Raw genomic sequence first — 24,228 nt, 5'->3', positions numbered from 1 at the left:
TACTGGAATGGCTAACTGCTCGGACCGCTGGCTTTTTTGAATAGTTCAGACATTTTTCTAAACTTCCGGTCAGCTTTTGTTACGTGTTGTAAAATTGACGTTCAAAAAATGACGGCGCTTTCCCCCCCGTTATCATCGGCAAAATGCACCGGTGGAGAAATTTGACGGGGCAAAAACGACGTCGCGCATGCAATCGTTACAACGCTTCCCGATCCGAGATTTCCTGGAGGTGGCGTCGCGAAAGCTCAAGGAACCGCGGCGTCGGGCCAACGTCTTCGTAAAGCGGGTTGCCTTCCTCGTCGGTGGCGACCACCTGCTGACCGCGCACGTAAGGGAAGCTTGCCTCCAGTTCTTCCAGCGCGGCGCCGATCAGCTCGCCCAGCAGTTCCTCGGGCGTGCGCTTGGGGTAAATCTCTGCAATCGCCGCAAGCCGGGCGGCCGCTTCAACATCCAGATGAATGGCATAGGCGGTCTCGGTCAGACGGCCTTTGGCGTGCTGTTCCCACTGTTCGGCGAGCTCTCGGATCTTCATACATACCTCATCGGTTCCCGCGCCAGGGCGGGTGTTGGACATGGTGCTGAGCCACAGTGATGCGTGACTGAGACGGGCTTCCCCGGCGGTGAAAGTGCGTCGAGGGTTGCGTATGGACATCAATTTGTCGCTCTATACACACCAATAGAAACGAAACCCCGCAGGGCGTTCCGTTCGGCAGCAGCGAATGGACCCCCGCAAGGACTCGCCGGTAAAAACAATAAAGCGGAAGGAGAGGGCTGGATGGCTGATATCGATGCACGATTGCGCGAGAACGTTCACCTGCTGGGTGAGCTGTTGGGCAACACCATTCGTGATCAGCACGGCGCTGATTTCCTCGAGAAGATCGAGCGCATCCGCAAAAGCGCCAAGGCTGACCGCCACGCGTCTACCCAGGGCACCGAGCAGCTTAGCTCCAGTCTTGAGGGCCTGAGCGAGGACGAATTGCTGCCGGTGGCACGTGCGTTCAACCAGTTCCTCAATCTGGCAAACATCGCCGAGCAATATCAGCTGATTCACCGTCGCGATGACGGCAAGCCGCAGCCGTTTGAATCCCGCGTCTTGCCAGAACTGCTGGAACGCCTGAAACAGGCCGGGCAGACACCCGAAGCGCTGGCGCAGCAATTGTCCACGCTGGAAATCGAACTGGTGCTGACCGCGCACCCGACCGAAGTCGCGCGGCGCACGCTGATCCAGAAGTACGACGCCATCGCGGCACAATTGGCCGCACTCGATCATCGCGATCTGAATCGCCAGGAGCGTGAGCAGATCACCGAGCGTCTCCAGCGCCTGATTGCCGAAGCGTGGCACACCGAAGAAATCCGCCGCGTCCGTCCTACGCCCGTCGATGAAGCGAAGTGGGGTTTTGCGGTCATCGAAAACTCCCTGTGGCAAGCGATTCCCAACTCCCTGCGCAAGGCCGATCAGGCGCTGCACGCCGCGACCGGTCTGCACCTTCCGCTGGAGTCGGCGCCGATTCGCTTTGCTTCCTGGATGGGCGGTGACCGCGATGGCAACCCCAACGTCACCGCTGCTGTTACCCGCGAGGTGCTGCTGCTGGCGCGGTGGATGGCCGCCGACTTGTACCTGCGCGACGTCGATCATCTGGCGGCCGAACTGTCGATGCAGCAAGCCAGCCCTGCGCTGATGGAGGCTGCGGGCGACAGCGCCGAACCTTATCGCAGTGTCCTCAAACAACTGCGTGAGCGGCTTCGGGCCACGCGCAACTGGGCCCACGCCTCACTGAGTGTCACCCAGGCCGCGCCGGAAGACGTGCTGCACCAAAACCGCGAGCTGCTTGAGCCGCTGCAACTGTGTTTCGACTCGCTCCACCAATGCGGCATGGGCGTTATCGCCGATGGCCCGCTGCTCGACTGTTTGCGTCGCGCGGTGACCTTCGGCCTGTTCCTGGTAAAGCTCGACGTGCGCCAGGATTCCACGCGGCACAGTTCGGCCATGAGCGAGATCACCGAATACCTCGGGCTCGGCCGCTACGACGAGTGGGATGAGCCGACGCGCGTCGATTTCCTGCTGCGAGAACTGGACAACAAGCGCCCGCTGCTGCCCGCGCATTTCAGCCCTGGAGCGGACACCGCCGAAGTGCTCGCCACCTGCCGTGAAGTCGCGGCTGCGCCGGCGGCATCGCTGGGTTCCTACGTGATTTCCATGGCCGGCGCGGCCTCCGATGTGCTCACCGTTCAGCTGCTGTTGAAAGAAGCCGGGCTGCAGCGATCCATGCGCGTGGTGCCGTTGTTTGAAACCCTCGCCGACCTGGACAACGCCGGCCCGGTGATCGAGCAGCTCTTGAGCATTCCTGCCTATCGCCGCAGCCTGGAAGGTCCCCAGGAAGTCATGATCGGCTACTCGGATTCGGCCAAGGACGCCGGCACCACCGCTGCGGCGTGGGCGCAGTACCGGGCGCAGGAAAAACTGGTTGAGATCTGCCGCGCGCAGGAAGTTGAGCTGCTGTTATTCCACGGTCGCGGCGGCACGGTCGGTCGTGGCGGCGGCCCTGCACATGCGGCAATTCTGTCGCAGCCGCCGGGGTCGGTGGCGGGGCGTTTCCGCACCACTGAACAGGGCGAGATGATCCGCTTCAAGTTCGGCCTTCCGGACATTGCCGAGCAAAACCTCAACCTTTATCTGGCTGCAGTGCTGGAGGCCACGCTGCAACCGCCGCCGATGCCGCAACCCGCCTGGCGTCAGGTGATGGACGAACTCGCCGAGGACGGTGTGAACGCCTACCGCGCCGTGGTGCGGGAAAACCCGGAGTTCGTCGAATATTTCCGCCAGGCCACGCCGGAACAGGAGCTGGGCCGCTTGCCGTTGGGCAGCCGTCCGGCCAAGCGCCGCGAAGGCGGGGTGGAAAGCCTGCGCGCGATTCCGTGGATTTTCGCCTGGACCCAGACGCGCCTCATGCTGCCCGCCTGGCTGGGCTGGGAAAACGCGTTGAGCAAGGCGCTGGAGCGCGGTCAAGGAGATCTGCTCGCCGAAATGCGTGAGCAATGGCCGTTCTTCCGCACCCGCATCGACATGCTGGAAATGGTGCTGGCCAAGGCCGACAGCGACATCGCCCAGCTCTACGACGAACGTCTGGTGGCGCCGGAACTGCTGCATTTGGGGACGCATTTGCGCGGCCTATTGTCGCAGGCGTGTGACGTGGTGCTGGGTCTGACAGGCCAGTCGCGGCTGTTGGCCCACAGCCCGGAAACGCTGAAGTTCATCAGCCTGCGCAACACCTACCTCGACCCTCTTCATTTATTGCAGGCGGAGTTGCTGGCGCGCTCCCGTCAGCAGGACGCGAGTCTGGACAGTCCGCTGGTGCAGGCGCTGCTGGTGTCTGTCGCAGGTATCGCCGCCGGATTGCGCAACACCGGCTGACGGGCAGAAAGCCCGGCCGAATGAACACGCCCCCTTTCATTCGGCTGCACCTTGAGCATCGTGAGCGGTGCGGCGTCACCCGGCTGCACGAGGTCTGACCGGTGCGCGGATCGATGCCAAGCTACTGGTTTTTCGCGGGTTACTGCGACTTTCGCCGTCTTGTGCGGCATGAATCGGCTGTGTATCTTGATCAGCCTTTGGCCGTTGGGTCAGTAAAATTTTGCGATTGGCCCCATTTAGGCGAATCCGACGATATCTCTATAAAAATTTGAGGAGCACAACAATGCGCGTGATTCTGCTGGGAGCTCCCGGGGCCGGCAAAGGTACTCAGGCAAAGTTCATCACTGAGAAATTCAACATTCCGCAGATTTCCACCGGCGACATGCTGCGCGCCGCGGTCAAGGCCGGTACCGAGCTGGGCCTGAAAGCCAAAAGCGTCATGGACAGCGGCGGCCTGGTCTCCGATGACCTGATCATCGGCCTGATCAAGGATCGCCTCTCCGAGCCTGATTGCGCCGGCGGTTGCCTGTTCGACGGCTTCCCGCGCACCATTCCTCAGGCAGAAGCCCTGAAGAAAGCCGGCCTGGCCATCGATCACGTCATCGAGATCAAGGTCGACGACGAAGAAATCGTCAAGCGCATCTCCGGTCGCCGCGTTCACGAAGGTTCCGGTCGCGTTTACCACACCCTTTACAACCCGCCGAAGGTTGACGGTGTGGACGACGTTACCGGCGAGCCACTGGTTCAGCGCAAGGACGACGTCGAAGCCACTGTTCGCCATCGCCTGTCGGTCTACCATTCCCAGACCAAGCCGCTGGTGGAGTTCTACACCAAGCTGCAGGCCCAGGACGGCACGCCGAAGTGCAGTCACATCGAAGGCGTGGGCTCGGTCGAGCAGATCACCGCCAAGGTGCTTGAAGCCCTGAGCTGATTCGCGTCTCAAGGCATTGAACTACGGCCCGCTTGCGGGTCGTAGTTGTTTATAATGCGGCACTTTTTTCGCACAACGATGGAAACCCCGATGACCACCTTGCTGGCCCTGGATACCGCCACTGAAGCCTGCTCAGTCGCTTTGCTGCATGACGGCAAAGTGCTGACTCACTACGAGGTGATCCCGCGCCTGCACGCGCAAAAACTCCTGCCGATGATCAAGGACCTGCTGGCCGAGGCGGGCATCGGCCTGTCGGCGCTGGACGCCATTGCCTTTGGGCGCGGGCCGGGCGCGTTCACCGGCGTGCGCATTGCCATTGGTGTGGTTCAGGGGCTGGCTTTCGGCTTGGCTCGCCCGGTGCTGCCGGTTTCCAACCTCGCGGCCCTGGCGCAACGGGCATTTCGCGAGCAGGGCGCCACTCAGGTCGCGGCGGCCATCGACGCGCGGATGGACGAAGTCTATTGGGGCTGCTACCGCGAAGTGGCGGGAGAGATGAAACTGGCGGGTGAAGAGGCGGTGATGGCGCCGGAGCTGGCAGCTCTGCCAAGCGCTGCAACGGGCGACTGGTTCGGTGCGGGTACAGGCTGGGGTTATGCCGAGCGCATCGCCGCAGGTGTGAGTGCACAGGACGCAACGCTCTTGCCCCACGCGCAGGACCTGCTGACCCTCGGCACTTTCGCCTGGCACCGTGGCGAAGCCATCGTTGCCGACGACGCTCAACCGGTTTACCTTCGCGATAAGGTGGCCACGCCGAAGGCGCGTTGAGCATCAACCCCATATTCCGGCCCTTCGCAAATCCGTAGGAGCCGGCTTGCTGGCGAACCCGGGTCATCCAGCACCACTGCAGTGCCGGTTGAATCGAGTTCACCAGCGAGCCGCCTCCTGCAACTGCGGGTATCCCCAAGGCCCGTTACGCCCAATCTGCGACGCAGGTCACACTGTTCATGACCGTTCAGCGATAAATCCGCATAAAATTCAGGCTGCTTTAAACAATTCGCAATAAGTGTGGTCTAGTTATCGTTCGCATGTTTGCTTAACGGCTTACTGTGAGATTAAATTGCCACTATCAGACGCCGAGTAAGCATGATGCGAATCACCGGTCCCTCACCACGTTCATACCCGATCAAGCGCAAGCCACGCAGGGATTCTGCGTCGGTGGACGGTACGTTTGAGGAAGTGAACGACGAGATCGAGGTGAACCCGCAAGTGGCCCGTCGTCAGACCGGGACCACGGCAAACGTGCCCGCGCGTCAGCAAGACATCATTTTCCCCCGTGCCATGAGCACCCGCGTCGCCCACGCGCTCAGCAGCTATCTGATGACCTCGACCTTTGTTGACTGGGACCTCGAAGTCTCCGGGCTCGACCTCCACGTTTGAACCTCGCCCACCCGCCTTACTACATCGGTTGCCCGTCCTGGAGCGAAAAAGCCTGGCGTGAGTCGCTGTACCCGCCGGATGCCCCGGACCTGGATTTGCTTGGGTTGTACGCGCAGGTCTTCAACGCCGTCGAAGGCAACACCACGTTCTACGCCCGTCCCAAACCCGAGATCGTCCAGCGTTGGGCGGACGCCTTGCCCGAGCATTTCCGCTTCTCGGCAAAAATCCCCCGTGACATCAGCCATGCCGGCGACCTGCGCGAGCACCTGGGCGCAGTGGAAGATTTCATGCAACTGCTGGCGCCACTGGGTTCGAGACTTCAACCGCTGTGGCTGCAGCTGTCGGCCAGTTTCGGCCCCCATCGGCTGAATGAGCTGGCTGCTTTTATTGATGCACTGGAAGGCTGGCCGTTGGCGGTGGAAGTGCGCAACATGGCTTTTTTCACCAAGGGCGAAGACGAGCGTCAGCTCAACCGTCTGTTGCTCGACCGCGGCGTGGAGCGCATCTGTCTGGATTCCCGGCCGTTGTTCAGTTCCGTCTCCACTGACCCAGCCGTGCTTCATGCGCAATCGAAGAAGCCCAAAGTGCCACCGCGTCCGGCGGCGCTGACGTCTTTTCCGCAAGTGCGTTTTATTGGCGGGCCGGATGAGGCGATCAACGAAGGCTTCATCGTGCAGTGGGCGGAAAAAGTGGCCGGCTGGATCGAGGAGGGGCGCACGCCTTCGGTGTTCCTGCACACGCCTGACAACATCGCCTCGCCGCAACTGGCCCGTCGTTTTCACCATCACTTGATGACCTTGCTGCCGGGGTTACCCGATCTGCCGCAGCTGGATCGCGGTCGGCAAGTGGAGCAACTCGGGCTGCTTTGAGGTCGAGATAGGGTGGACTCATCCCTCCGTCGAACGAGAACTTTCCTGCATGCGCGGCTCGACCTTCTTTCTTCTACTGGTTCTGATCAGCGCGGCGGTCGCGGTATCGATCTGGCGTGGCTGGTTGCCTGTCGCTGACCGCTGGAACCCGTGGGCCCCGCTGGATGTGCGGGACGAGCCCAACCTCATTACGCCGTTCAAGCTCTGGCGATTGCAGGAGGATCCGGCGTTGTGCGAGGCCGCGCTGCAAACTTCGACCCTGCGGTACACGCACCAGGCCGACAGCGCTGCCGACGCCAAATGCCCGCTGACCAACACCCTGCGTATCCAGGGCGGCGATGTCGCGTTGAGCAGCAGCTTTCTGTCCAGTTGTCGCCTGGCCGTGGCGTATGCGCTGTTCGATATTCACCAGTTGCAGCCGGCGGCCCAGTCGGTGTTCGGGCAAAAGGTCACCCAGGTTGATCACCTGGGCAGCTTCGCCTGCCGCAACATTTACAACCGCAGCGAAGGCCGCCTGAGCCAGCACGCCACCGCCAACGCCCTGGACATCGCCGGCTTTCGACTGGCAGACGGGCGCAGGATCTCGGTGCTCAAGGACTGGAAAGACGACGGCGACGAGGGGCGTTTTCTGCGATTGGTGAGGGATGGCGCCTGCCAGCAGTTCAATACGGTGCTGAGCCCGGACTACAACGCCGCGCATCGAAACCACTTTCACCTGGACATGGGGCGCTGGCGGGTGTGTCGCTAGGGGAGGCGAGCGAGGGTGTGTGCTCGCGCCGGGTTACGGCCTGGCGTCAGGCAGCGATACGAAGATTCTGCAGCACAATCGGTCGTGCCCAGCCGTTATCGAAGGCCAGATGACGCTGCTGCTCGGTCATCTCTTCAGCGCTGAATGGCGTCGCAGGCTTGTCGGCCAGGTCCCATTCGAACTCGGCAATCGGCAGGAACAGAGGGCGAGGCTGAGGGCCCGGGCCAGGTTCAACGCTGTCATCGTAGGGATTGAGCACGGTCGGGCGAACCCAGTTGTCATCGAATTCGAGGTTGCGTTGCTGCTCGATCATTTCCATCGCGGTGAACGGCTTGGCGGGTTTGTCGGCCAGGGCCCATTCGAACTCGGCGATCGGCAGGAACAACGGCTCCGGCGGCGCGATTTCCTTGTCCTGAACGGGGCACTCACGTTGTTCAACGATCTTGCCCAGTGCGGTGGCGCCGGCAATCGGTTCGCCGGTCAGGTGGTCCATCGTGGCGACGGCGCTGTATTCCGGGGTGTCGCCAGCGTTGTCACCGACCTGCTGAGCCATCGCACGGGCAAACGCATCCTGCCAGAGCTGCGTAGTGCCGCCCAGGGTTTGGGTATTGCGTACGCTGTAGTCGCCTGCGTACGTCAAATAGCCTATCGAGGAGGTTTGCTGAATGTCTGACATAAGCGCTCAGTACAGCCCGTGGGTCTGGCAAAATGCCGGATACTTTTGTTATCGGCAGATCCTGCCAATCATTAAGATTATTTGAGCGCGTACAGACAATGACTGAGCAGCACGCGGGCAGCCGCATTCGGGTCGACAGCCTGACCCCCGACGGGCAGGAAAGCGCAGCGCAGTGGGCGCAGCGACTGGGTTTGCCGCTGGACGATGCCGCCGCGGATTTCGCCCTGCAGGTGGCCGAGGACGGCCTGCAATTGCAGCAACTGGGTGACGATGCCCCAGGCCCGGTGCGTGTGGATTTCATCGAAGGCAAGGCGGCCCATCGGCGTCTGTTTGGCGGCGGCAGCGGCCAGATGATCGCCAAGGCCGTGGGCATTCAGCCCGGCGTGCGCCCTCGGGTGCTGGATGCCACGGCGGGGCTGGGCAAAGACGCGTTTGTGCTGGCGAGTCTGGGGTGTGAAGTGAGCCTGATCGAGCGGCAGCCGATCATCGCGGCGCTGCTTGAAGACGGCCTCGCGCGTGGGGCGAGGGATCTGGACGTGGGCGGGATCATCGCGCAGATGCGCCTGCTGACCGGCAACTCCATCGAGCTGATTCGTCAGTGGGAAGGCGAGCCGCCCCAGGTCATCTATCTCGACCCGATGTTTCCACACCGGGAAAAGACCGCGCTGGTGAAGAAGGAAATGCGCCTGTTCCGGCCACTGGTAGGCGACGACATGGATGCCCCGGCGTTGCTGGAAGCGGCGCTGGCGCTCGCGACTCATCGCGTCGTAGTGAAACGCCCGCGCAAGGCACCGTGCATCGACGGCCCGAAGCCTTCTTACGCGCTGGACGGCAAATCCAGCCGCTACGACATTTACCCGAAGAAGGCGTTGAAAAGCGCAGGTCCGTGACACTCGTCCGGTAAACCTGAACCCGGCAATTGTCGGCGCAGTCATCTGCTGTGCCGATGCCTGACAAGCCACCGTTTCAGGTGTGCGCTCATCGGCGATATGCCCTGACCAGAGCTGTAGCCGGAGATCACCGATGAGCACTTCCCCTTTGTCCGTCACGCCTTTGCCGTTCGAGCCGCGGTTCGAGCAGATACCCGATGACGAGGCTCAGACGAGCAAAGAACTCGCCGAGGCCATGCACAGCATTCTGGAAACCACCTACAAGGATGGCGGCCATGCCATACGCAGCGTGCATGCCAAGGCCCATGGTTTACTGCACGGCAAGATTCATATTCTGGACGGCCTGCCCGCTGAGCTGGCGCAGGGCGTCTTCGCCCACCCCGGCACGCTTGACGTGAAGATGCGCTTTTCAACCAATCCGGGGGATCTGCTCGACGACAAGGTGTCAACCCCGCGCGGTCTGGCCATCAAGCTGGTCGGTGTGCAGGGCGCACGCCTGCCGGGCAGTGAGGGCCAGGTCACCCAGGACTTCGTCATGCAGAACGCCAAGGCGTTCACGGCGGCCACGCCCAAGGACTTTCTCAAGACCCTCAAGCTGCTGGCAAAGACCACCGACAAAATGCCCAACATGAAGAAAGCGCTGTCGGCATTGTTTCGTGGTCTGGAGTCGACGGTTGAAGCCATGGGCGGGGAGAGTGGCACGCTCAAGTCGCTGGGCGGGCATCCGATGACGCATTTGCTGGGTGAAACCTATAACAGCGTTGTGCCATTTCTCTACGGCCGCTATTACGCCAAGCTGAGCCTGGTGCCTGTTTCCCCCGAACTCACTGCGTTGACCGACCAGAAGGTGGACCTGAATGGCCACCCCGACGGTTTGCGGGAAGCGGTGCGCAGTCACTTCGCGAGCAAGGGTGGGGTGTGGGACGTGCGTGTCCAGTTGGCTACCGACCTTGAAAAAATGCCGATTGAAGACGCCTCGGTGGAATGGTCCGAGGCGCTGAGCCCCTTCGTGACCGTGGCCCGCATCGAAGTGCCGCCCCAGGACAGCTGGTCGGACGAACGCCAGCAGGAAATCGACGACGGCATGGCCTTCAGCCCCTGGCACGGCGTGGTCGAGCACCGGCCACTGGGCGGCGTCATGCGGGTGCGCAAGCCGTCCTATGAGCTGTCTTCAGGCTTCCGCGCCAGCCACAACGGCTGCCCGATGCACGAGCCTCGCTGATTGATCGCAAGCCAGTCCTACGGGGTAAGCGCGGTGCTTTCGGTGGGACCGGCTTCAGCCGGGAAGAGGCCGGTGTGATCACCATCAGATTTGTGGTGTGACACCGACGCCTTCCTGGCTAAAGCCGGTCCCACAGTGAGCACCGGCATCCAGCCCTAAACCCGATACGCCTTCAAGAACAGCGTCACCACTTCCCTGGCATGGTGGTCGGCAGTCTGCTCGTTCGGTATTTCCCCGGTGCCGATGAGAAGCCTGAAATGGTGCACGCCTTTGATCAAACTCAAAAAATGCCCCGCCGCATTAAGGGGTGATTCGAAATGCAGCCCGTTTGTACCGCTCAGCTTCCCCAGAAACCGCTCCATCTCGTGAAGAACGCGTTGCGGTCCTGCTTCGAAGAACACCTGAGTCAGCGATGATCCCTGAGGCCCCAAAGCGATGATCAAACGGTTCAGATCGATGGACTCAGGGCTGTTGATCAGCGTCTGAAACCCTCTGGCAATAACCAGCAATACTTTTTCAACGGGCTCATCAACCGGCACATCCACGAATAACTCCGGTACCTGCTCCTCGCAGCGAGTCACCACTGCGCAGGAAAACAACGTCTCCTTGTCGGTGAAGTGGCTATAGACGGTGAGCTTGGAGACCCCGGCTTCAGCGGCAACGGCGTCCATGCTGGTGTTGGCGTAACCGTTGCGGATGAACAGGTTCTTGGCGGCTTCGAGAATGGCCTGGCGCTTGGCCAGATCCTTGGGGCGGCCGGGTCCGGCGGGGGAGGTCGAGTCGGTCATGGAGTCGTCAGCATCTTCGTGTGATTAGTGGACTGTTCAGTTCGGTAATTTTAAATATACTCGCCGGTACAATTATTCAAAGCTCTCCTAAGGTGCCTCATCATGCTCTGCGATGCCCTGCTCCGCGCCCGGCTCCTTGCGCTGCCGATCGGTTTGATCGCGGCACTTGCCGGTTGTCGACAGGAGGCACCTGTGACCGCCGCCGTGCGGCCCGCCATGGTGGTGCAACCGCTGCCGTCTGCCCAGTCCATGGACAGCTATCCGGGCGAAGTCCGCGCCCGCTTCGAACCGGAACTTGCCTTCCGCATTGCCGGCAAGGTCAGCAAGCGTCTGGTCGAGGAGGGCGAGCGGGTCAAGGTCAATCAGCCGCTGGCCGAGCTCGACGCCCAGGACGTGCGCCTGCAGCAGGACGCCACCCGCGCCCAGGTTGCCGCCGCCGAAGCCAACCTGCAGACGGTCCGCTCCGAGCGCGAACGCTACAAAACGCTGATGGACCGGCAAATGGTCAGCAAGTCGCTCTACGACAATGCCGAAAACACCTACCGCGCCGCAGACGCCCGTCTTAGACAGCTCAAGGCTGAATTGACCGTCGCTGACAATCAGACCGGCTACGCCGTGCTTCGTGCGTCGCAGGACGGTGTCATCGCCAGACGACTGGTGGAAGTCGGTCAAGTGGTGGCGGCCGGGCAGACTGTCTTCACCCTCGCGGCCGATGGCGAGCGCGAAGTTTCGATCAGCCTTCCGGAGCAGAATTACGGCCGCTTCAAGATCGGTGACCCGGTCTCCGTCGAACTCTGGACCCAGCGCGAGCAACGCTTCCCGGGCCGCATCCGCGAGTTGTCGCCGGCTGCCGATCCGCGATCCCGCACTTTCGCCGCGCGCATCGCCTTCACCAGCGGAAAAGTCCCGGCCGAGCTGGGCCAGAGCGCCCGGGTCTACATCCAGTCCGAACACGCGGTGCCGCTGTCCGTGCCGCTGTCAGCGCTGACAGCCGAAAACGGCGTCACCTACGTCTGGCGTCTGCAAAGTGACTCCACCCTGAAACGCACGCCGGTACAGGTCGGCGCCTACGGCCAGGAAACGGTGCCGGTGCTCAGCGGCTTGCAGGCCAGCGACTGGGTTGTCGCGGCGGGTGTGCACGTGCTGCACGAGGGTGAGCAGGTGCGCCCGGTCGACCGCAATGACCGGGCGGTGAAACTGGCGGCGAAGGAGTAGCGGGATGCGTTTCAATTTGTCCGAATGGGCTCTGCGTAATCGGCAGATGGTCCTGTATCTCATGATTCTGCTGGCCGTAGTCGGTGCGCTTTCCTACACCAAACTGGGCCAGAGCGAAGACCCGCCCTTCACCTTCAAAGCCATGGTCATTCGCACGCTCTGGCCGGGCGCGAGTGCCGAAGAGGTGTCGCGGCAAGTCACCGACCGCATCGAGAAGAAGCTGATGGAGACCGGCGATTACGAGCGCATTGTCTCGTTCTCGCGCCCCGGCGAGTCCCAGGTCACGTTTGTCGCCCGGGACTCGCTGGTGTCCGCCCGGCTGCCGGAACTCTGGTATCAGATCCGCAAGAAGATCGGCGACATCCGTCAGAACCTTCCGACCGGTGTGCAGGGCCCGTTCTTCAACGACGAATTCGGCACCACGTTCGGCAATATCTATGCGCTCACGGGAGAGGGTTTCGATTACGCGGTGCTCAAGGACTACGCCGACCGCATCCAGATCCAGCTGCAACGGGTCAAGGACGTCGGCAAAGTCGAGCTGGTCGGCCTGCAGGACGAGAAGATCTGGATCGAACTCTCCAACGTCAAACTCGCCACCCTCGGCCTGCCGATGCAGTCGGTGCAGCAGGCGCTGGAAGCGCAGAACGCGGTGGTGGCGGCGAGCTTTTTCGAGACACCCAGCGAGCGCGTTCAACTGCGCGTGACAGGGCGTTTTCAGACCGTCGACGAGATCCGCAGCTTCCCGATCCGCGTCGGTGATCGCACGTTCCGCATCAGTGATCTGGCCGATGTGCGTCGTGGCTTCAATGACCCGCCTGCGCCGCAAATGCGCTTCATGGGGCAGGACGCCATCGGGCTCGCCGTCGCCATGAAAGACGGCGGCGACATTCTGGTGCTGGGCCGCGCGCTGGAAGGGGAGTTCGCCCGTTTGCAGAACAACCTTCCGGCCGGCATGCAGCTGCGCAAAGTCTCGGACCAGCCAGCGGCGGTGAAAACCAGCGTCGGCGAGTTCGTGCAGGTGCTCGCCGAGGCCTTGGGCATCGTGCTGCTGGTGAGCTTTTTCTCTCTCGGCGTGCGCACCGGAATGGTGGTGGCGCTGGCGATTCCGCTGGTGCTGGCGATGACCTTCGCCTGCATGTATTACCTTGGCATCGGCCTGCACAAGATCTCCCTCGGCGCGTTGGTGCTGGCGTTGGGCTTGTTGGTGGACGACGCGATCATCGCCGTGGAAATGATGGCGATCAAAATGGAACAGGGTTACGACCGGCTGAAGGCCGCCAGTTTCGCCTGGACCAGCACTGCATTTCCGATGCTCACCGGCACCCTGATCACCGCTGCGGGGTTTCTGCCCATTGCCACCGCGCAGTCGAGCACCGGTGAGTACACCCGTTCGATCTTTCAGGTGGTCACCATTGCGCTGATCGCCTCGTGGATTGCTGCCGTGGTGTTCGTGCCTTATCTGGGGGCGAGGCTGTTGCCGGATCTGGCGAAGATCCATGCAGCCAAACATGGCGCCGGGGTCCATGCGCCAGACCCGTACGGCACGCCGTTCTACCGCCGTGTTCGCGGGCTGGTCGGCTGGTGCGTGCGGCGGCGCAAGACGGTCATCGTGTTGACCATTGCGTTGTTCGCCCTGTCGATTTTCATGTTCCGCTTCGTGCCCCAGCAGTTTTTCCCGGCGTCCGGTCGGCTGGAGCTGATGGTTGACCTGAAGCTCGCCGAAGGTGCCTCGCTGAGCAGCACCGCCGAGCAGGTCAAACGGCTGGAAGCAATGATCAGGGACCACGCCGGCGTCCAGAACTACGTGGCCTATGTCGGCACCGGTTCGCCAAGGTTCTACCTGCCCCTGGATCAGCAATTGCCTGCGGCAAGCTTTGCCCAGTTCGTCGTGCTGGCGAAAACCATCGAGGACCGCGAGGCCCTGCGCACCTGGCTGATCCAGACGCTTGATGAGCAATTCCCGATGCTGCGGCCCCGCGTCACGCGGCTTGAAAACGGCCCGCCCGTGGGCTATCCGGTGCAGTTTCGCGTCACCGGCGAGCACATCGACGAGGTGCGTGCGCTGGCTCGCAAGGTGGCGGCGAAGGTCCGGGAAAACCCCCATGTGGTCAATGTGCATCTGGACTGGGAAGAGCCGAGCAAGGTCATCTACCTGAATGTCGATCAGGACCGGGCCAGGGCGCTGGGCGTGACCACGGCGGACCTGTCGCGCTTTCTGCAAAGTCAGCTGACCGGGTCAAGCGTGAGCCAGTACCGCGAAGACGACGAGCTGATCGAAATTCTCCTGCGTGGCACTGAGCAGGAACGGCATGAGCTGGGCAGTCTCGCCAGCTTGTCAGTGCCGACCAACAACGGCGGCAATGTCGCGCTGTCCCAGGTGGCGACGCTGGAATACGGTTTTGAGGAGGGCATCATCTGGCACCGCAACCGCTTGCCGAACGTCACCGTGCGCGCTGACATCTACGGCAAGGAGCAACCGGCGACGCTGGTGAAACAGATTCTGCCGACGCTGGAGGACGTGCGCGCTCAGTTGCCTGACGGGTATTTGCTGGACGTGGGCGGCACGGTGGAAGACTCGGCCCGCGGGCAGAACTCGGTGAACGCCGGGGTGCCGTTGTTCATCGTGGTGGTGCTGACCTTGCTGATGATCCAGCTGCGCAGTTTCTCCCGCACGTTCATGGTGTTTCTCACCGCACCGTTGGGATTGATCGGTGTGACGCTGTTTCTGCTGCTGTTCAATCAGCCGTTCGGCTTCGTCGCGATGCTGGGCACCATTGCGCTGTCAGGGATGATCATGCGTAATTCGGTGATTCTGGTTGATCAGATCGAGCAGGACATCGCGGCGGGCCTGGATCGCTGGCAAGCGATCATCGAAGCGACGGTGCGGCGCTTCCGGCCCATTGTGCTTACTGCGCTGGCGGCGGTGCTGGCGATGATTCCGCTGTCACGCAGCGTGTTTTTCGGGCCAATGGCCGTGGCCATCATGGGCGGCCTGATCGTCGCCACCGCGCTCACCCTGCTGTTCCTGCCCGCGCTGTATGCGGCATGGTTCAGGGTGAAAAAGGATGAAGTAGTGCCGTGATAGAGGGTCGTTGCGCTTGATGCTGCCGAAGGCGTAGGAGCGCGCTTGCCCGCGATTGCGGTTTGTCTGTGCCATGTTTGCCACTGACACACCCTTCGCGGGCAAGCGCGTTCCTACAGGTGGCAGGTCACGTTACAGCGCGCCGAACACCTTCTTCGCCAGACCGGTCGCGGCCGCTGCCGGGTTGGCGCGGATGGTTTCTTCCTGTTTGGCGATCATTTCGAACAGGCCGTTCAGCGCCTTCTCGGTGACGTAGCCTTCGATGTTCGAGCTCTTGGCATCCAGCACGCCCAGCGTTGCGGCCTGACCGGCGAAGGCGTTGTATTTCTGCGCCAGGCCGACTTTGTCAGTGGCCTGTTTAACGATGGGCAGGAACCTGGCGCGGATCTGTTCGCGGCTGGAGGTGCTCAGGTACTGAGTGGCCGAGTCCTTGCCGCCCTTGAGGATGGCTTTGGCGTCGGAGACACTCATCTTCTTCACGGCATCGACCAGCAACGTCTGCGCCTGGGGCATCGCCGCTTCCGCCGCCTGGTTCATGCTTGTTTCCAGCTGATCGACCTGCGCGCCCATGCCTAACTGTTTCATCTTCTTGGCGACCTTGCCCAGGTTTCCCGGCAGTTCGATGCGCACATCCTTGTTGTTGCTGAACCCGCCCGGCACGCCCAGTTGCTTGACGGCGACTTGCGCGCTCTGGGTCAGGGCATCCTTCAGCCCGCCGGTGGCGTCCGATTGCGACAGATCATTGAGCGACAACGCGAAGGCACTGGCCGATAACAGCAGGCCGGCGCATATACCAGTGAACGAGAGGGAGCGACGCAGCATGGGTAATGTCCTTTTCAGCGGTCTGTGATGCACGCCCGATTAACGGGCCGGGCTCAAACGAATTTTGACGGGCGGTTTTTCGTCCAGCGCCAGGTCCACCGTGTAGCGCTCGGTGCTGATCATCAGCAACTTGCCGTCCACTTCGATGCGTGCGCTGACCGAGTAAGTGTGACCCGGCTGGACCTGCTTCTGATCGTAGGTCAGGTGAAACGGCAGCGGCACCTGGCCTTTGATCGGGCCGTTCTGGCTGGCGAGGATCTGCGCGGGCGCATCGGCCAGCGTCACGTCCTGCAGCGTGACCTTCAGCGTAGCGGCCGACGGAAGCGCCATGCGCTGCAGATAAAACACCTCGCCATCCACCGAGCCCGGCAGGTTGTCCGGCGCGTGAGCGCAAGCGGCCAGCACGGTGGTCATGAGGGTGAGCAGGATATGTTTCATGTGATGCTCCTTGTCAGGTGAAACATTTGAAGGGCTTCGCCGTCGCTCAGGCGATCGGTGCGGCCCCGACGACTTCATCACTGCGGTGCAACGCCACCTGGCGGATCGACAGCCGGATTTCCGCTGGCAATACGCGCTTGGCGGCGCCTTCCGCCAGATCCCCCAACATATCGTGATAGCTCAGTTTGCTGGCGGCGTCGGTGCGCAGGACGCCCTGATCCAGCAGCGTCTGAATGAAATGCCGGAACAGGCTCTTGTCGAAAAACTCCGGCGCGTTCAGGCCGTGCAGGATCGACAGCCGCTGGGCCATCGTCGTGCACAACTCCTCAAGCCCTTCGGCGCTGAGCGTGTGCTGACCGCTGTTGAGCAGCAGCGAAATCGCCATGTAGAAGCGCTGCAGGGTCTGGGCAATCGCCCGCGACAGCACCGTCAGCAGCACGAAAGCCCGCGAACTCGGCGCCGGGCGCAGGTACACGCCGTTCTCGAATCGCAACAAGCCCTGTTCAACAAACGCTGCCAGCCACTGATCGACGACGTCATCCAGATCGTCCAGCGACCAGCGGATGAACAGCTCCGATTGCAGGTACGGATACAGCGCCCGGGTGTACCGCAGAATCTGCTCGCGGCTCATGCGCGACGAGCTCTGGAAGAAGCAGGCCAGCAACGAGGGCAGCGCGAAAATGTGCAGCACATTGTTGCGGTAGTACGTCATCAGGACGGCATTCTGCTCGTCCAGGTACAGAATCTTGCCCAGCGCATCGCTGAGCTCCGAGAGCAGATTCATGCCTTTGACATGGGCGATCAGCGCCCGGCCATCGCCTTCCGGCAGCGTGGTATGGGGTGAGTAGGGCACGGTGCGCAACAGCGTCAGGTACAGATCGAGCACCCGCGCCAGGGCCTGATCGTCCAGCGCGTGTTTGGCCGTCGACAGCAACGCCAGCGCCACCAGATTCACCGGGTTGATCGCCGCCGCTTCGTTCAGGTGGCGGGCCACGCGTTCGCCCAGACGGTGTGTGGTCTCGTTGAGCCACGCCGGTTTGAACACCGGTCCCAGTTCCTGAGTACGCCAGTCCGGCTGCTCATGGTCGAGAAACTCGGTCAGCTTGATCGGCTCACCGAAGTTGACCGAGACCTGGCCGAAGCGCTGCTTCAGCGCACCGATGACTTTGAAGATGTCGAAGATCGACTCTTTCTTCTTCGCCGCACCGCGCAGTTCGCCCAGGTAGGTCCGGCCTTCCAGCACCCGTTCGTAGCCGATGTACACCGGCACAAACACGATGGGCATGCGCGAGTTGCGCAAGAAGCTGCGCAGGGTGATCGCCAGCATTCCGGTCTTCGGCTGCAACATGCGCCCGGTCCGCGAACGTCCGCCTTCGACGAAGTATTCGACCGGGAAACCTTTGGTAAACAGGGTGTGCAGGTATTCATTGAATACCGCGGTGTACAGCGGATTGCCCTTGAACGTGCGGCGCATGAAAAACGCGCCGCCGCGCCGCAACAGACCACCGATCACCGGCATGTTCAGGTTAATGCCGGCGGCAATGTGCGGCGGGGTCAGGCCGTTACGAAACAGCAGGTAAGACAGCAGCAGGTAGTCGATGTGGCTGCGATGGCACGGCACATAAATGATCTCGTTGCCCTGGGCGACGTTCTGCACGCCTTCCAGGTGACTGACCTTGATGCCGTCGTAGATCTTGTTCCAGAACCAGCTCAGCACCACTTCCAGAAAGCGGATGGCGGTGTAGGTGTAGTCCGAGGCGATTTCGTTGCCGTAGTGCAGGGCTTTTTCACGGGCTTTGGCTTCGGTGATTTTCTCCCGGGCGGCCTCGTCGAGAATGGCCTGCCTGACCAGCGGATCCGCCACCAGCCCTTTGACCAGATGACGACGGTGCGAAAGGTCCGGGCCGATCACCGACGTCTTCAGGTTGCGGAAATGCACACGCAGCAGGCGTTGAGCCATGCGTACCGTGCGCTCGTAACCCTTGTTCTGATCGACCAGCTCGCGCAGATGAACCGGCGCCGAGAACTGCACGCGGGTCTTGCGGCCCAGGATCAGGATGGTCACGAAGCGACGCAGACGCCCGGTCACCTTCCAGCTGTCGGCAAACAGCAGTTTCCACGGGCTGTCTTCCTTATCCGGTGACTGGCCCCAGAACACGCTGACCGGAATGACTTGCGCGTCTTCGGTAGCGTTCTGTGTGACCGCGCTGACCAGGCGTTCAAGGGTCGGTGGTGCGCCGCGTTTGTCGTGGCGTCCCAGCCAGTCAGGCTCGGGCGTGAGGTAGAAAAACGCGGCCGGCTCGGTCAGATTGCCAACGGCCACGGACAGCACCGGGCGCGGCAGACCGGCCTTGCGGCACTCGGTATCAAGGACCGCGAGATCGCTCATCGAAGGGTTTTGCAGCGCATAGAAAACCGGGCGGCTGCGGTCGAGATTGAGCGTGAAGGACGACTGGTTGATCGTCTCCGAGCGCACCCACAGATAAAGCAGGCGGCGCACGGTGCCGAATACAAGACGGCGAAACGGGGAACGGGTCATAGAATTCTGCTGAGAGGGGCGACGCCCGCGAGGCCGCCAGTTTGCCGCATCTGGTGGGGATGGGCAAAGCGGCGCGGGTGCCCGGCGGGATGACGTCTCAGGACGTATGCCAGGTGATTTCTTCTTCACCATCTACGCTGATGCGAATCCATTGATCGGCTTCGGCGTCACTCTCTTCCTCGACCCACGTCCCCGGCGCGCAACGCACTTCGACCTTCAGCGCGGCGAAGGCGGCACGGGCGCAGGCGATATCGTCTTCCCACGGGGTTTTGTCGCTGTCCAGGCACAGGCTGTTCCACTTGCCCACGGCCTTGGGAATCCAGGTCACGGGCACGTCGCCCGCCCGGCATTTCCAGGTCTGGCCTTTCTGTGTCCACTCGGAGCAAGGGCCGATGTCTGCGGTCAGCCAGGCGGTGATTGCCTTGTGGTCGACGTCAGCGTCTTTCAGGTAAATCTCGATATCGGGTTGGCGCATGGATGCCTCTTGGTTGTGCTGGAAAATCCACTCGCGGATTCAGTCTGTTCGGGTGCTTCAAGCCGTCAATTCAGGACGAAATAATCGTAGCGCATGGACACCGTGACCTCGAACGGCTCGGCCTGATCGATCACGTTCGCGCGGCGTTCGGCACTGGCCCGCCAGCCGTGGGGCGTCATGGCCAGCAGATTGGCGCGGGCCTGCCCGTCCACCAGTGTCAGGGTGAAACGCAGGGTTTCGCTGTGCTGCAGACTCATGCCTTCCGGCACCAGCGCCAGGTGTTTGTCATCGCTGTAATCGCGGACCTCGTCGTACAGGCGCTGGCGCAATTCCATCAGGTGGTCATTGGTCGGTCCCACACGCATCAGGCCGCCACCCGGCGACAGCAGGCGCTTGGCCTCGGCCCAGTCCAGCGGGCTGAACACGCTGGCGATGAACTGCATGCTCGCCTCCGGCAGTGGCACGCGCGCCATGCTGGCAATCAACCAGGTGATGTTCGGATCACGCTTGCAGGCGCGCTTCACCGCTTCGCGGGAGATGTCCAGCGCATAGCCGTCGGCGTTGGGCAGACCCTGGGCGATCTGTGCGGTGTAATAACCCTCGCCGCAACCGATGTCGACCCAGTGCGCGGGGGCGCGCTCGGCGGCCAGTTCGGCCAGACGCTTGGCGACCGGCGCGTAATGCCCGGCGTTGAGAAAGTCGCGCCGCGCCTCGACCATGGCCTGATTGTCGCCAGGGTCGCGGCTGTTCTTGTGCTGCACGGGCAGCAGATTCAGATACCCCTGACGGGCGCGGTCGAAGCGGTGCCCGGCCGGGCACACGACGCCGTTATCCGCTGAATCGAGCGGGACGGAGCAGATCGGGCAGGTCAGCATCAGGCGAGCAACTTGACCAGGGTCTGGTAGTAGATCTCGGTCAGCACGTCGAGATCGCTGGCGAGGATGCGTTCGTTGACCTGATGAATCGTCGCATTGACCGGCCCCAGTTCGACCACCTGGGTGCCGAGGGTGGCGATGAAGCGACCGTCCGACGTACCGCCGCTGGTCGACGCACGGGTGTCGCGACCGGTGACGTGTTTGATGCTCGCGGACACCGCGTCCAGCAGCGCGCCCGGTTCGGTGAGGAACGGCAGGCCGGACAGCGCCCATTCCACGTGCCAATCCAGGTCATGCTTGTCGAGAATAGTGGCCACGCGTTGCTTGAGGCCTTCGACGGTGGATTCAGTGGAGAAGCGGAAATTGAACACCGCCACCAGATCCCCCGGGATCACGTTGGTGGCGCCGGTGCCGGAATTCAGGTTGGAAATCTGGAAGCTGGTCGGCGGAAAGAAATCATTGCCGTGGTCCCAGTGTTCGGTGGCCAGCTCAGCCAGTGCAGGCGCTGCCAGATGAATAGGGTTCTTCGCCAGATGCGGGTAGGCGACGTGGCCCTGAATGCCTTTGACGGTCAGGGTTGCGCCCAGTGAACCGCGACGGCCGTTCTTGACCACATCGCCGACCAGCGTCGTGCTCGACGGTTCGCCAACGATGCACCAGTCGAGCCGCTCATTGCGTGCCGCCAGGCGCTCGACCACCGCTTTGGTGCCATGGTGGGCCGGGCCTTCTTCGTCGCTGGTGATCAGGTAGGCAATCTTGCCTTTATGGTTGGGGTGATCGGCAACGAAGCGCTCGGTGGCAACGATCATCGACGCCAGACTGCCTTTCATGTCCGCCGCGCCACGGCCGCAGAGCATGCCGTCTTCGTCGATCAGCGCGCTGAACGGATCATTCTGCCAGGCCTGAACCGGCCCGGTCGGCACCACGTCGGTGTGGCCGGCGAAGCACAGCACCGGACCGTCCTGGCTGCCGTGGGTCGCCCAGAAGTTATCCACATCCTGAATACGCATGGGCTCCAGGGCAAAACCGGCATCGCTCAGGCGTTTCATCATCACGGCCTGGCAGTCGGCGTCCAGTGGCGTAACGGATGGGCGACGGATCAGGTCGCAGGCGAGTTGCAGCGTGGGCGAGAGGTCGGCTGGGGCTGTCATGAAAAGTCCGAGATATTGAGTGAAGGCAAGGCGATAAACCGGCGAATAGCTTAAAGCAAAACGGCGACCCGAAGGCCGCCGTTTAGTACAGCGCCCCATTGTTTCAGGCGGTAGCGGCTTCGTCTGCCGGTTTCGGTTTTGGCAGTGAAGACAGAAACGCCATGATCAGCGCCGCCAGATACGGCAGCGATTGCACCAGCAGCATGATGACCCAAAAGCGCATGTCGTTGCTCGGCAGACCCTGCACCAGACAGATGCCCAACGCAGCGCCCCACAGCATCAGCATGATGAACAGCTCTTCACGGGCCTCGGAAATCGCCACCAGCAAGCCATGGCTTTCGGCGTTTTTCGGGGTGCGGAAGAACGGAATGCTGGTGGTGAAGAAACCGTACAGCACCGCTTTGGCGATGGTGTGAGACAGCGCCAGCCCCGCAAGCGCCGCATAGAACGCGTCCGTGAGATTCACGCCCACGGCGCGGCGGTAAAGGAAGATGATCTTGCCGACCTTGAAGAAGAACAGCGCCAGCGGCGGGATCGCGAAAATCAGCAGCGGCGGGTCAACACGGTTGGGCACGATGATCATCGCCGACGACCAGAGCAGTGCGCCGACCGTGAAGAAGATGTTCATGCCATCGGCGACCCACGGCAGCCAGCCCGCGAGGAAGTGATAACGTTGGCCGCGGGTCAGCTCGGTGTCCTTGCCACGCAGCAGGCTGGCGGCGTGACGCTTGATGATCTGAATCGCGCCATAGGCCCAGCGGAAACGCTGCTTTTTGAAGTCGATGAAGGTGTCGGGCATCAGGCCCTTGCCGAAGCTGTTATGGGCGTACGCCGCCGAATAGCCTTTTTCGAACACGCGCAGGCCCAGCTCCGCGTCTTCGCAGATGCACCAGTCTGCCCAGCCAAGCTCTTCAAGCACCGAGCGACGGGTCATGGTCATGGTGCCGTGCTGAATGATCGCGTCGCGGTCGTTGCGGGTGACCATGCCGATGTAGAAGAAGCCTTTGTATTCGGAGTAGCAGAGCTTCTTGAACGCGCTTTCGTGTTGATCGCGGTAGTCCTGCGGCGACTGCACCACGGCGATTTTCGGATCGGCGAAGTGCGGCACCATGTGCTTGAGCCAGTTGCGGTCGACGCAGTAGTCCGAGTCGATCACGGCAATCACTTCGGCGTCCGGCGCGGTGTGCGGGATCAGGTAGTTCAGGGCGCCGCCCTTGAACCCGGCCAGCGGTGCGACGTGGAAAAACTTGAAGCGTGGGCCGAGCATTTCGCAATGGGCTTTGACGGGCTCCCACACGGCGGGGTCCTTGGTGTTGTTGTCGATCAGCAACACCTCGAAATCCGGGTAATCCAGCGCGGCCAGTGCGTTGAGGGTCTGTTTGACCATCTCCGGCGGCTCGTTGTAGCAGGGCACGTGAATAGACACTTTCGGTCTGTAGGCCGAGTCCCCTTCAACGGGCAGGAATTCGCGGCGGCGCTTGTGCGTCCACACCGCTTCGGCCAGTTCGTGGGCCTCGGTCAGCAGCACAATGAAGACGCCGAACGCGCCCAGCGCCAGTAAAAATCCGACCAGCAGACTGAACCAAGTGCTGTATTGCTGGCTGTAGTCGTAGCCGATCCAGACCAGCACCGAGCCGCACAGGAAGGCGATAAAGGTCAGGAATGTCCGGCCACGCTGACGCAGCGCCGAGCCATCAATCAGCAGTAAGGCGAGGGCAAGCATCGCCAGTACGGCCGAGCCGATCGCCAGCACGCGCCACTGCGGGATCGCCACGACCGGGCCTTCGAAATTGAATTTCTGCTGGCGGGCGGCGTTGTACACGCCCCAGTACGCGCCGACCGAGCCTTCGTCGCTGGCTTTCCACGGCTGATCGAAGGCCTCGATCACGAAGTAGTTGAAGCCTTGACGGTTGAGCTTGTTGACCAGCGTGCGCAGGTAGACCGCCTGATCCGCCTGGGTGGCGTCTGCACCGCCGCGCATGTGGCCATTGCTCGGCCAGCCGACTTCAGAGAGCAGCAGCGGTTTTTTCGGGAACATGCGTTTCAGTTCGCGGGCGCGGTCGAGCACGTACTGCCCGGCTTTATCCATCGGGATGTATTCCCAGTACGGCAGGATGTGCGCGGCGATCAGGTCAACGTGCTTGGCCAGTTCCGGGTACTTCTCCCAGATATGCCATTGCTCGGACGTGGTCACCGGGACTTTCACGGCAGCACGCACGCGGTCGAGCGCCGCCATCAGGTCTTTGGGTTTGATCTCTTCGCGGTACAGCGCTTCGTTGCCGACCACCACGCGAACCACACTGCGCGTCGTGTTCGCCAGCTCGATCGCCGTGGTGATTTCGCGCTCGTTGCGCTCCAGGTCCGGGCTGATCCAGATGCCGAGGGTCACCCGCAGGCCGAACTCCTCGGCCAGCTTGGGGATGTCCTTGAGGGTGCCGTCCACCGAGTAGATACGGATGTTGTCCGTTTGCTTGCTCATCAGCTCCAGGTCCTGACGCATTTCTTCGTCGGACGGGTAGAGATCTTTTTGTGGATTCTGCCCCAGCCGGAAAGGCGAATAGGAGAAGCCGGAGATCTGCTCAGGCCAGTTGGGGGCGGTCACGGGGCGGTTGATCAGCGCCCAGAAGCCGGTGAACAGCGCGGCAATCGCCACGACGACAACGAGGTTGAGTCCAAATTTACGGGATGACATAGATGCTTCTGGTTCCAAGAGGGGAA

At 62.1% G+C, this 24,228-nt stretch carries 20 protein-coding genes; 10 read left to right on the top strand and 10 right to left on the bottom strand.

The window, feature by feature from the left end; translation table 11 throughout:
- Positions 1–196 precede the first annotated feature (196 nt).
- Complete coding sequence (locus ACQKEN_RS05240) at positions 197–532, bottom strand: pilin assembly protein (RefSeq protein WP_427684161.1); 336 nt, start codon at positions 530–532, stop codon at positions 197–199.
- A gap of 243 nt (positions 533–775) precedes the next feature.
- Here ACQKEN_RS05240 and ppc point away from each other — a divergent pair, with 243 nt between their 5' ends.
- From ppc to ACQKEN_RS05210, 6 genes are all read left to right on the top strand, one after another.
- Positions 776–3,412, top strand: coding sequence for a phosphoenolpyruvate carboxylase (gene ppc, locus ACQKEN_RS05235; protein ID WP_427684160.1), 2,637 nt, complete (start codon positions 776–778; stop codon positions 3,410–3,412).
- A 283-nt stretch (positions 3,413–3,695) separates the two neighbouring features.
- Positions 3,696–4,343, top strand: coding sequence for an adenylate kinase (gene adk, locus ACQKEN_RS05230; RefSeq protein ID WP_427684159.1), 648 nt, complete (start codon positions 3,696–3,698; stop codon positions 4,341–4,343).
- 90 nt (positions 4,344–4,433) lie between these two features.
- Positions 4,434–5,108: a tRNA (adenosine(37)-N6)-threonylcarbamoyltransferase complex dimerization subunit type 1 TsaB gene (tsaB, locus tag ACQKEN_RS05225; RefSeq protein ID WP_427684157.1), complete on the top strand. Its 675-nt coding sequence runs from the start codon at positions 4,434–4,436 to the stop codon at positions 5,106–5,108.
- Between the two features lie 321 nt (positions 5,109–5,429).
- Positions 5,430–5,720 carry a hypothetical protein gene (locus ACQKEN_RS05220; RefSeq protein WP_133772675.1) on the top strand — a complete coding sequence of 97 codons (291 nt, stop codon included), beginning with the start codon at positions 5,430–5,432 and terminating at the stop codon, positions 5,718–5,720.
- Entirely contained in the window at positions 5,717–6,589 is an 873-nt protein-coding gene (locus ACQKEN_RS05215; RefSeq protein WP_427684155.1) for a DUF72 domain-containing protein, read from the top strand. The genes ACQKEN_RS05220 and ACQKEN_RS05215 overlap by 4 nt, the downstream gene beginning before the upstream one ends.
- 49 nt (positions 6,590–6,638) lie before the next feature.
- The gene (locus ACQKEN_RS05210; RefSeq protein ID WP_427684153.1) at positions 6,639–7,337 is read left to right on the top strand and encodes an extensin family protein; all 699 of its coding nucleotides are present in this window, start codon (positions 6,639–6,641) and stop codon (positions 7,335–7,337) included.
- A gap of 46 nt (positions 7,338–7,383) precedes the next feature.
- Here ACQKEN_RS05210 and ACQKEN_RS05205 read toward each other — a convergent pair whose 3' ends face one another.
- Positions 7,384–8,013, bottom strand: coding sequence for an energy transducer TonB (locus tag ACQKEN_RS05205; RefSeq protein ID WP_427684152.1), 630 nt, complete (start codon positions 8,011–8,013; stop codon positions 7,384–7,386).
- 98 nt (positions 8,014–8,111) lie between these two features.
- Here ACQKEN_RS05205 and ACQKEN_RS05200 point away from each other — a divergent pair, with 98 nt between their 5' ends.
- Both ACQKEN_RS05200 and ACQKEN_RS05195 read left to right on the top strand, forming a co-directional pair.
- A complete protein-coding gene (locus tag ACQKEN_RS05200; RefSeq protein ID WP_427684150.1) occupies positions 8,112–8,903 on the top strand; it encodes a class I SAM-dependent methyltransferase in 792 nt (263 codons plus the stop codon).
- A 133-nt stretch (positions 8,904–9,036) separates the two neighbouring features.
- The gene (locus ACQKEN_RS05195) at positions 9,037–10,125 is read left to right on the top strand and encodes a catalase family protein (protein ID WP_427684148.1); all 1,089 of its coding nucleotides are present in this window, start codon (positions 9,037–9,039) and stop codon (positions 10,123–10,125) included.
- A 155-nt stretch (positions 10,126–10,280) separates the two neighbouring features.
- Here ACQKEN_RS05195 and ACQKEN_RS05190 read toward each other — a convergent pair whose 3' ends face one another.
- The gene (locus ACQKEN_RS05190; protein WP_427684147.1) at positions 10,281–10,913 is read right to left on the bottom strand and encodes a TetR/AcrR family transcriptional regulator; all 633 of its coding nucleotides are present in this window, start codon (positions 10,911–10,913) and stop codon (positions 10,281–10,283) included.
- A gap of 102 nt (positions 10,914–11,015) precedes the next feature.
- On the opposite strand from ACQKEN_RS05190, the gene ACQKEN_RS05185 reads away from it, so the two are divergent.
- Both ACQKEN_RS05185 and ACQKEN_RS05180 read left to right on the top strand, forming a co-directional pair.
- Positions 11,016–12,128, top strand: a complete 1,113-nt coding sequence (locus ACQKEN_RS05185; protein ID WP_427684145.1) for an efflux RND transporter periplasmic adaptor subunit — start codon at positions 11,016–11,018, stop codon at positions 12,126–12,128.
- Positions 12,129–12,132: 4 nt separating this feature from the next.
- Positions 12,133–15,210 carry an efflux RND transporter permease subunit gene (locus ACQKEN_RS05180; RefSeq protein WP_427684143.1) on the top strand — a complete coding sequence of 1,026 codons (3,078 nt, stop codon included), beginning with the start codon at positions 12,133–12,135 and terminating at the stop codon, positions 15,208–15,210.
- 132 nt (positions 15,211–15,342) lie between these two features.
- Here the strand turns inward: ACQKEN_RS05180 and ACQKEN_RS05175 are convergent, their stop codons facing one another.
- The 7 genes from ACQKEN_RS05175 to ACQKEN_RS05145 all read right to left on the bottom strand — a co-directional run bounded on the left by ACQKEN_RS05175 (position 15,343) and on the right by ACQKEN_RS05145 (position 24,202).
- Positions 15,343–16,032 (bottom strand): DUF4197 domain-containing protein, encoded by a 690-nt coding sequence (locus tag ACQKEN_RS05175; RefSeq protein WP_427684141.1) that lies wholly within the window; start codon positions 16,030–16,032, stop codon positions 15,343–15,345.
- A gap of 39 nt (positions 16,033–16,071) precedes the next feature.
- Positions 16,072–16,470, bottom strand: coding sequence for a YbaY family lipoprotein (locus tag ACQKEN_RS05170; RefSeq protein WP_427684139.1), 399 nt, complete (start codon positions 16,468–16,470; stop codon positions 16,072–16,074).
- Positions 16,471–16,516: 46 nt separating this feature from the next.
- Positions 16,517–19,009, bottom strand: a complete 2,493-nt coding sequence (gene plsB / locus ACQKEN_RS05165) for a glycerol-3-phosphate 1-O-acyltransferase PlsB (protein ID WP_427684137.1) — start codon at positions 19,007–19,009, stop codon at positions 16,517–16,519.
- A 97-nt stretch (positions 19,010–19,106) separates the two neighbouring features.
- A complete protein-coding gene (locus ACQKEN_RS05160) occupies positions 19,107–19,484 on the bottom strand; it encodes a hypothetical protein (RefSeq protein ID WP_427684135.1) in 378 nt (125 codons plus the stop codon).
- Positions 19,485–19,549: 65 nt separating this feature from the next.
- Positions 19,550–20,359 (bottom strand): putative RNA methyltransferase, encoded by an 810-nt coding sequence (locus ACQKEN_RS05155; RefSeq protein ID WP_427684133.1) that lies wholly within the window; start codon positions 20,357–20,359, stop codon positions 19,550–19,552.
- On the bottom strand, positions 20,359–21,510 hold the full coding sequence (gene dapE, locus ACQKEN_RS05150; RefSeq protein WP_122622951.1) for a succinyl-diaminopimelate desuccinylase: 1,152 nt from the start codon (positions 21,508–21,510) through the stop codon (positions 20,359–20,361). Before dapE ends, ACQKEN_RS05155 begins: the two co-directional genes overlap by 1 nt.
- 103 nt (positions 21,511–21,613) lie before the next feature.
- Positions 21,614–24,202 carry a glycosyltransferase family 2 protein gene (locus tag ACQKEN_RS05145; RefSeq protein WP_427684131.1) on the bottom strand — a complete coding sequence of 863 codons (2,589 nt, stop codon included), beginning with the start codon at positions 24,200–24,202 and terminating at the stop codon, positions 21,614–21,616.
- Positions 24,203–24,228 lie beyond the last annotated feature (26 nt).

The sequence above is a fragment of the Pseudomonas sp. NPDC078416 genome (assembly GCF_050268485.1).
In the GTDB taxonomy this organism is placed as follows: domain Bacteria; phylum Pseudomonadota; class Gammaproteobacteria; order Pseudomonadales; family Pseudomonadaceae; genus Aquipseudomonas.
This window is presented reverse-complemented; position numbering and strand designations above follow the sequence as displayed.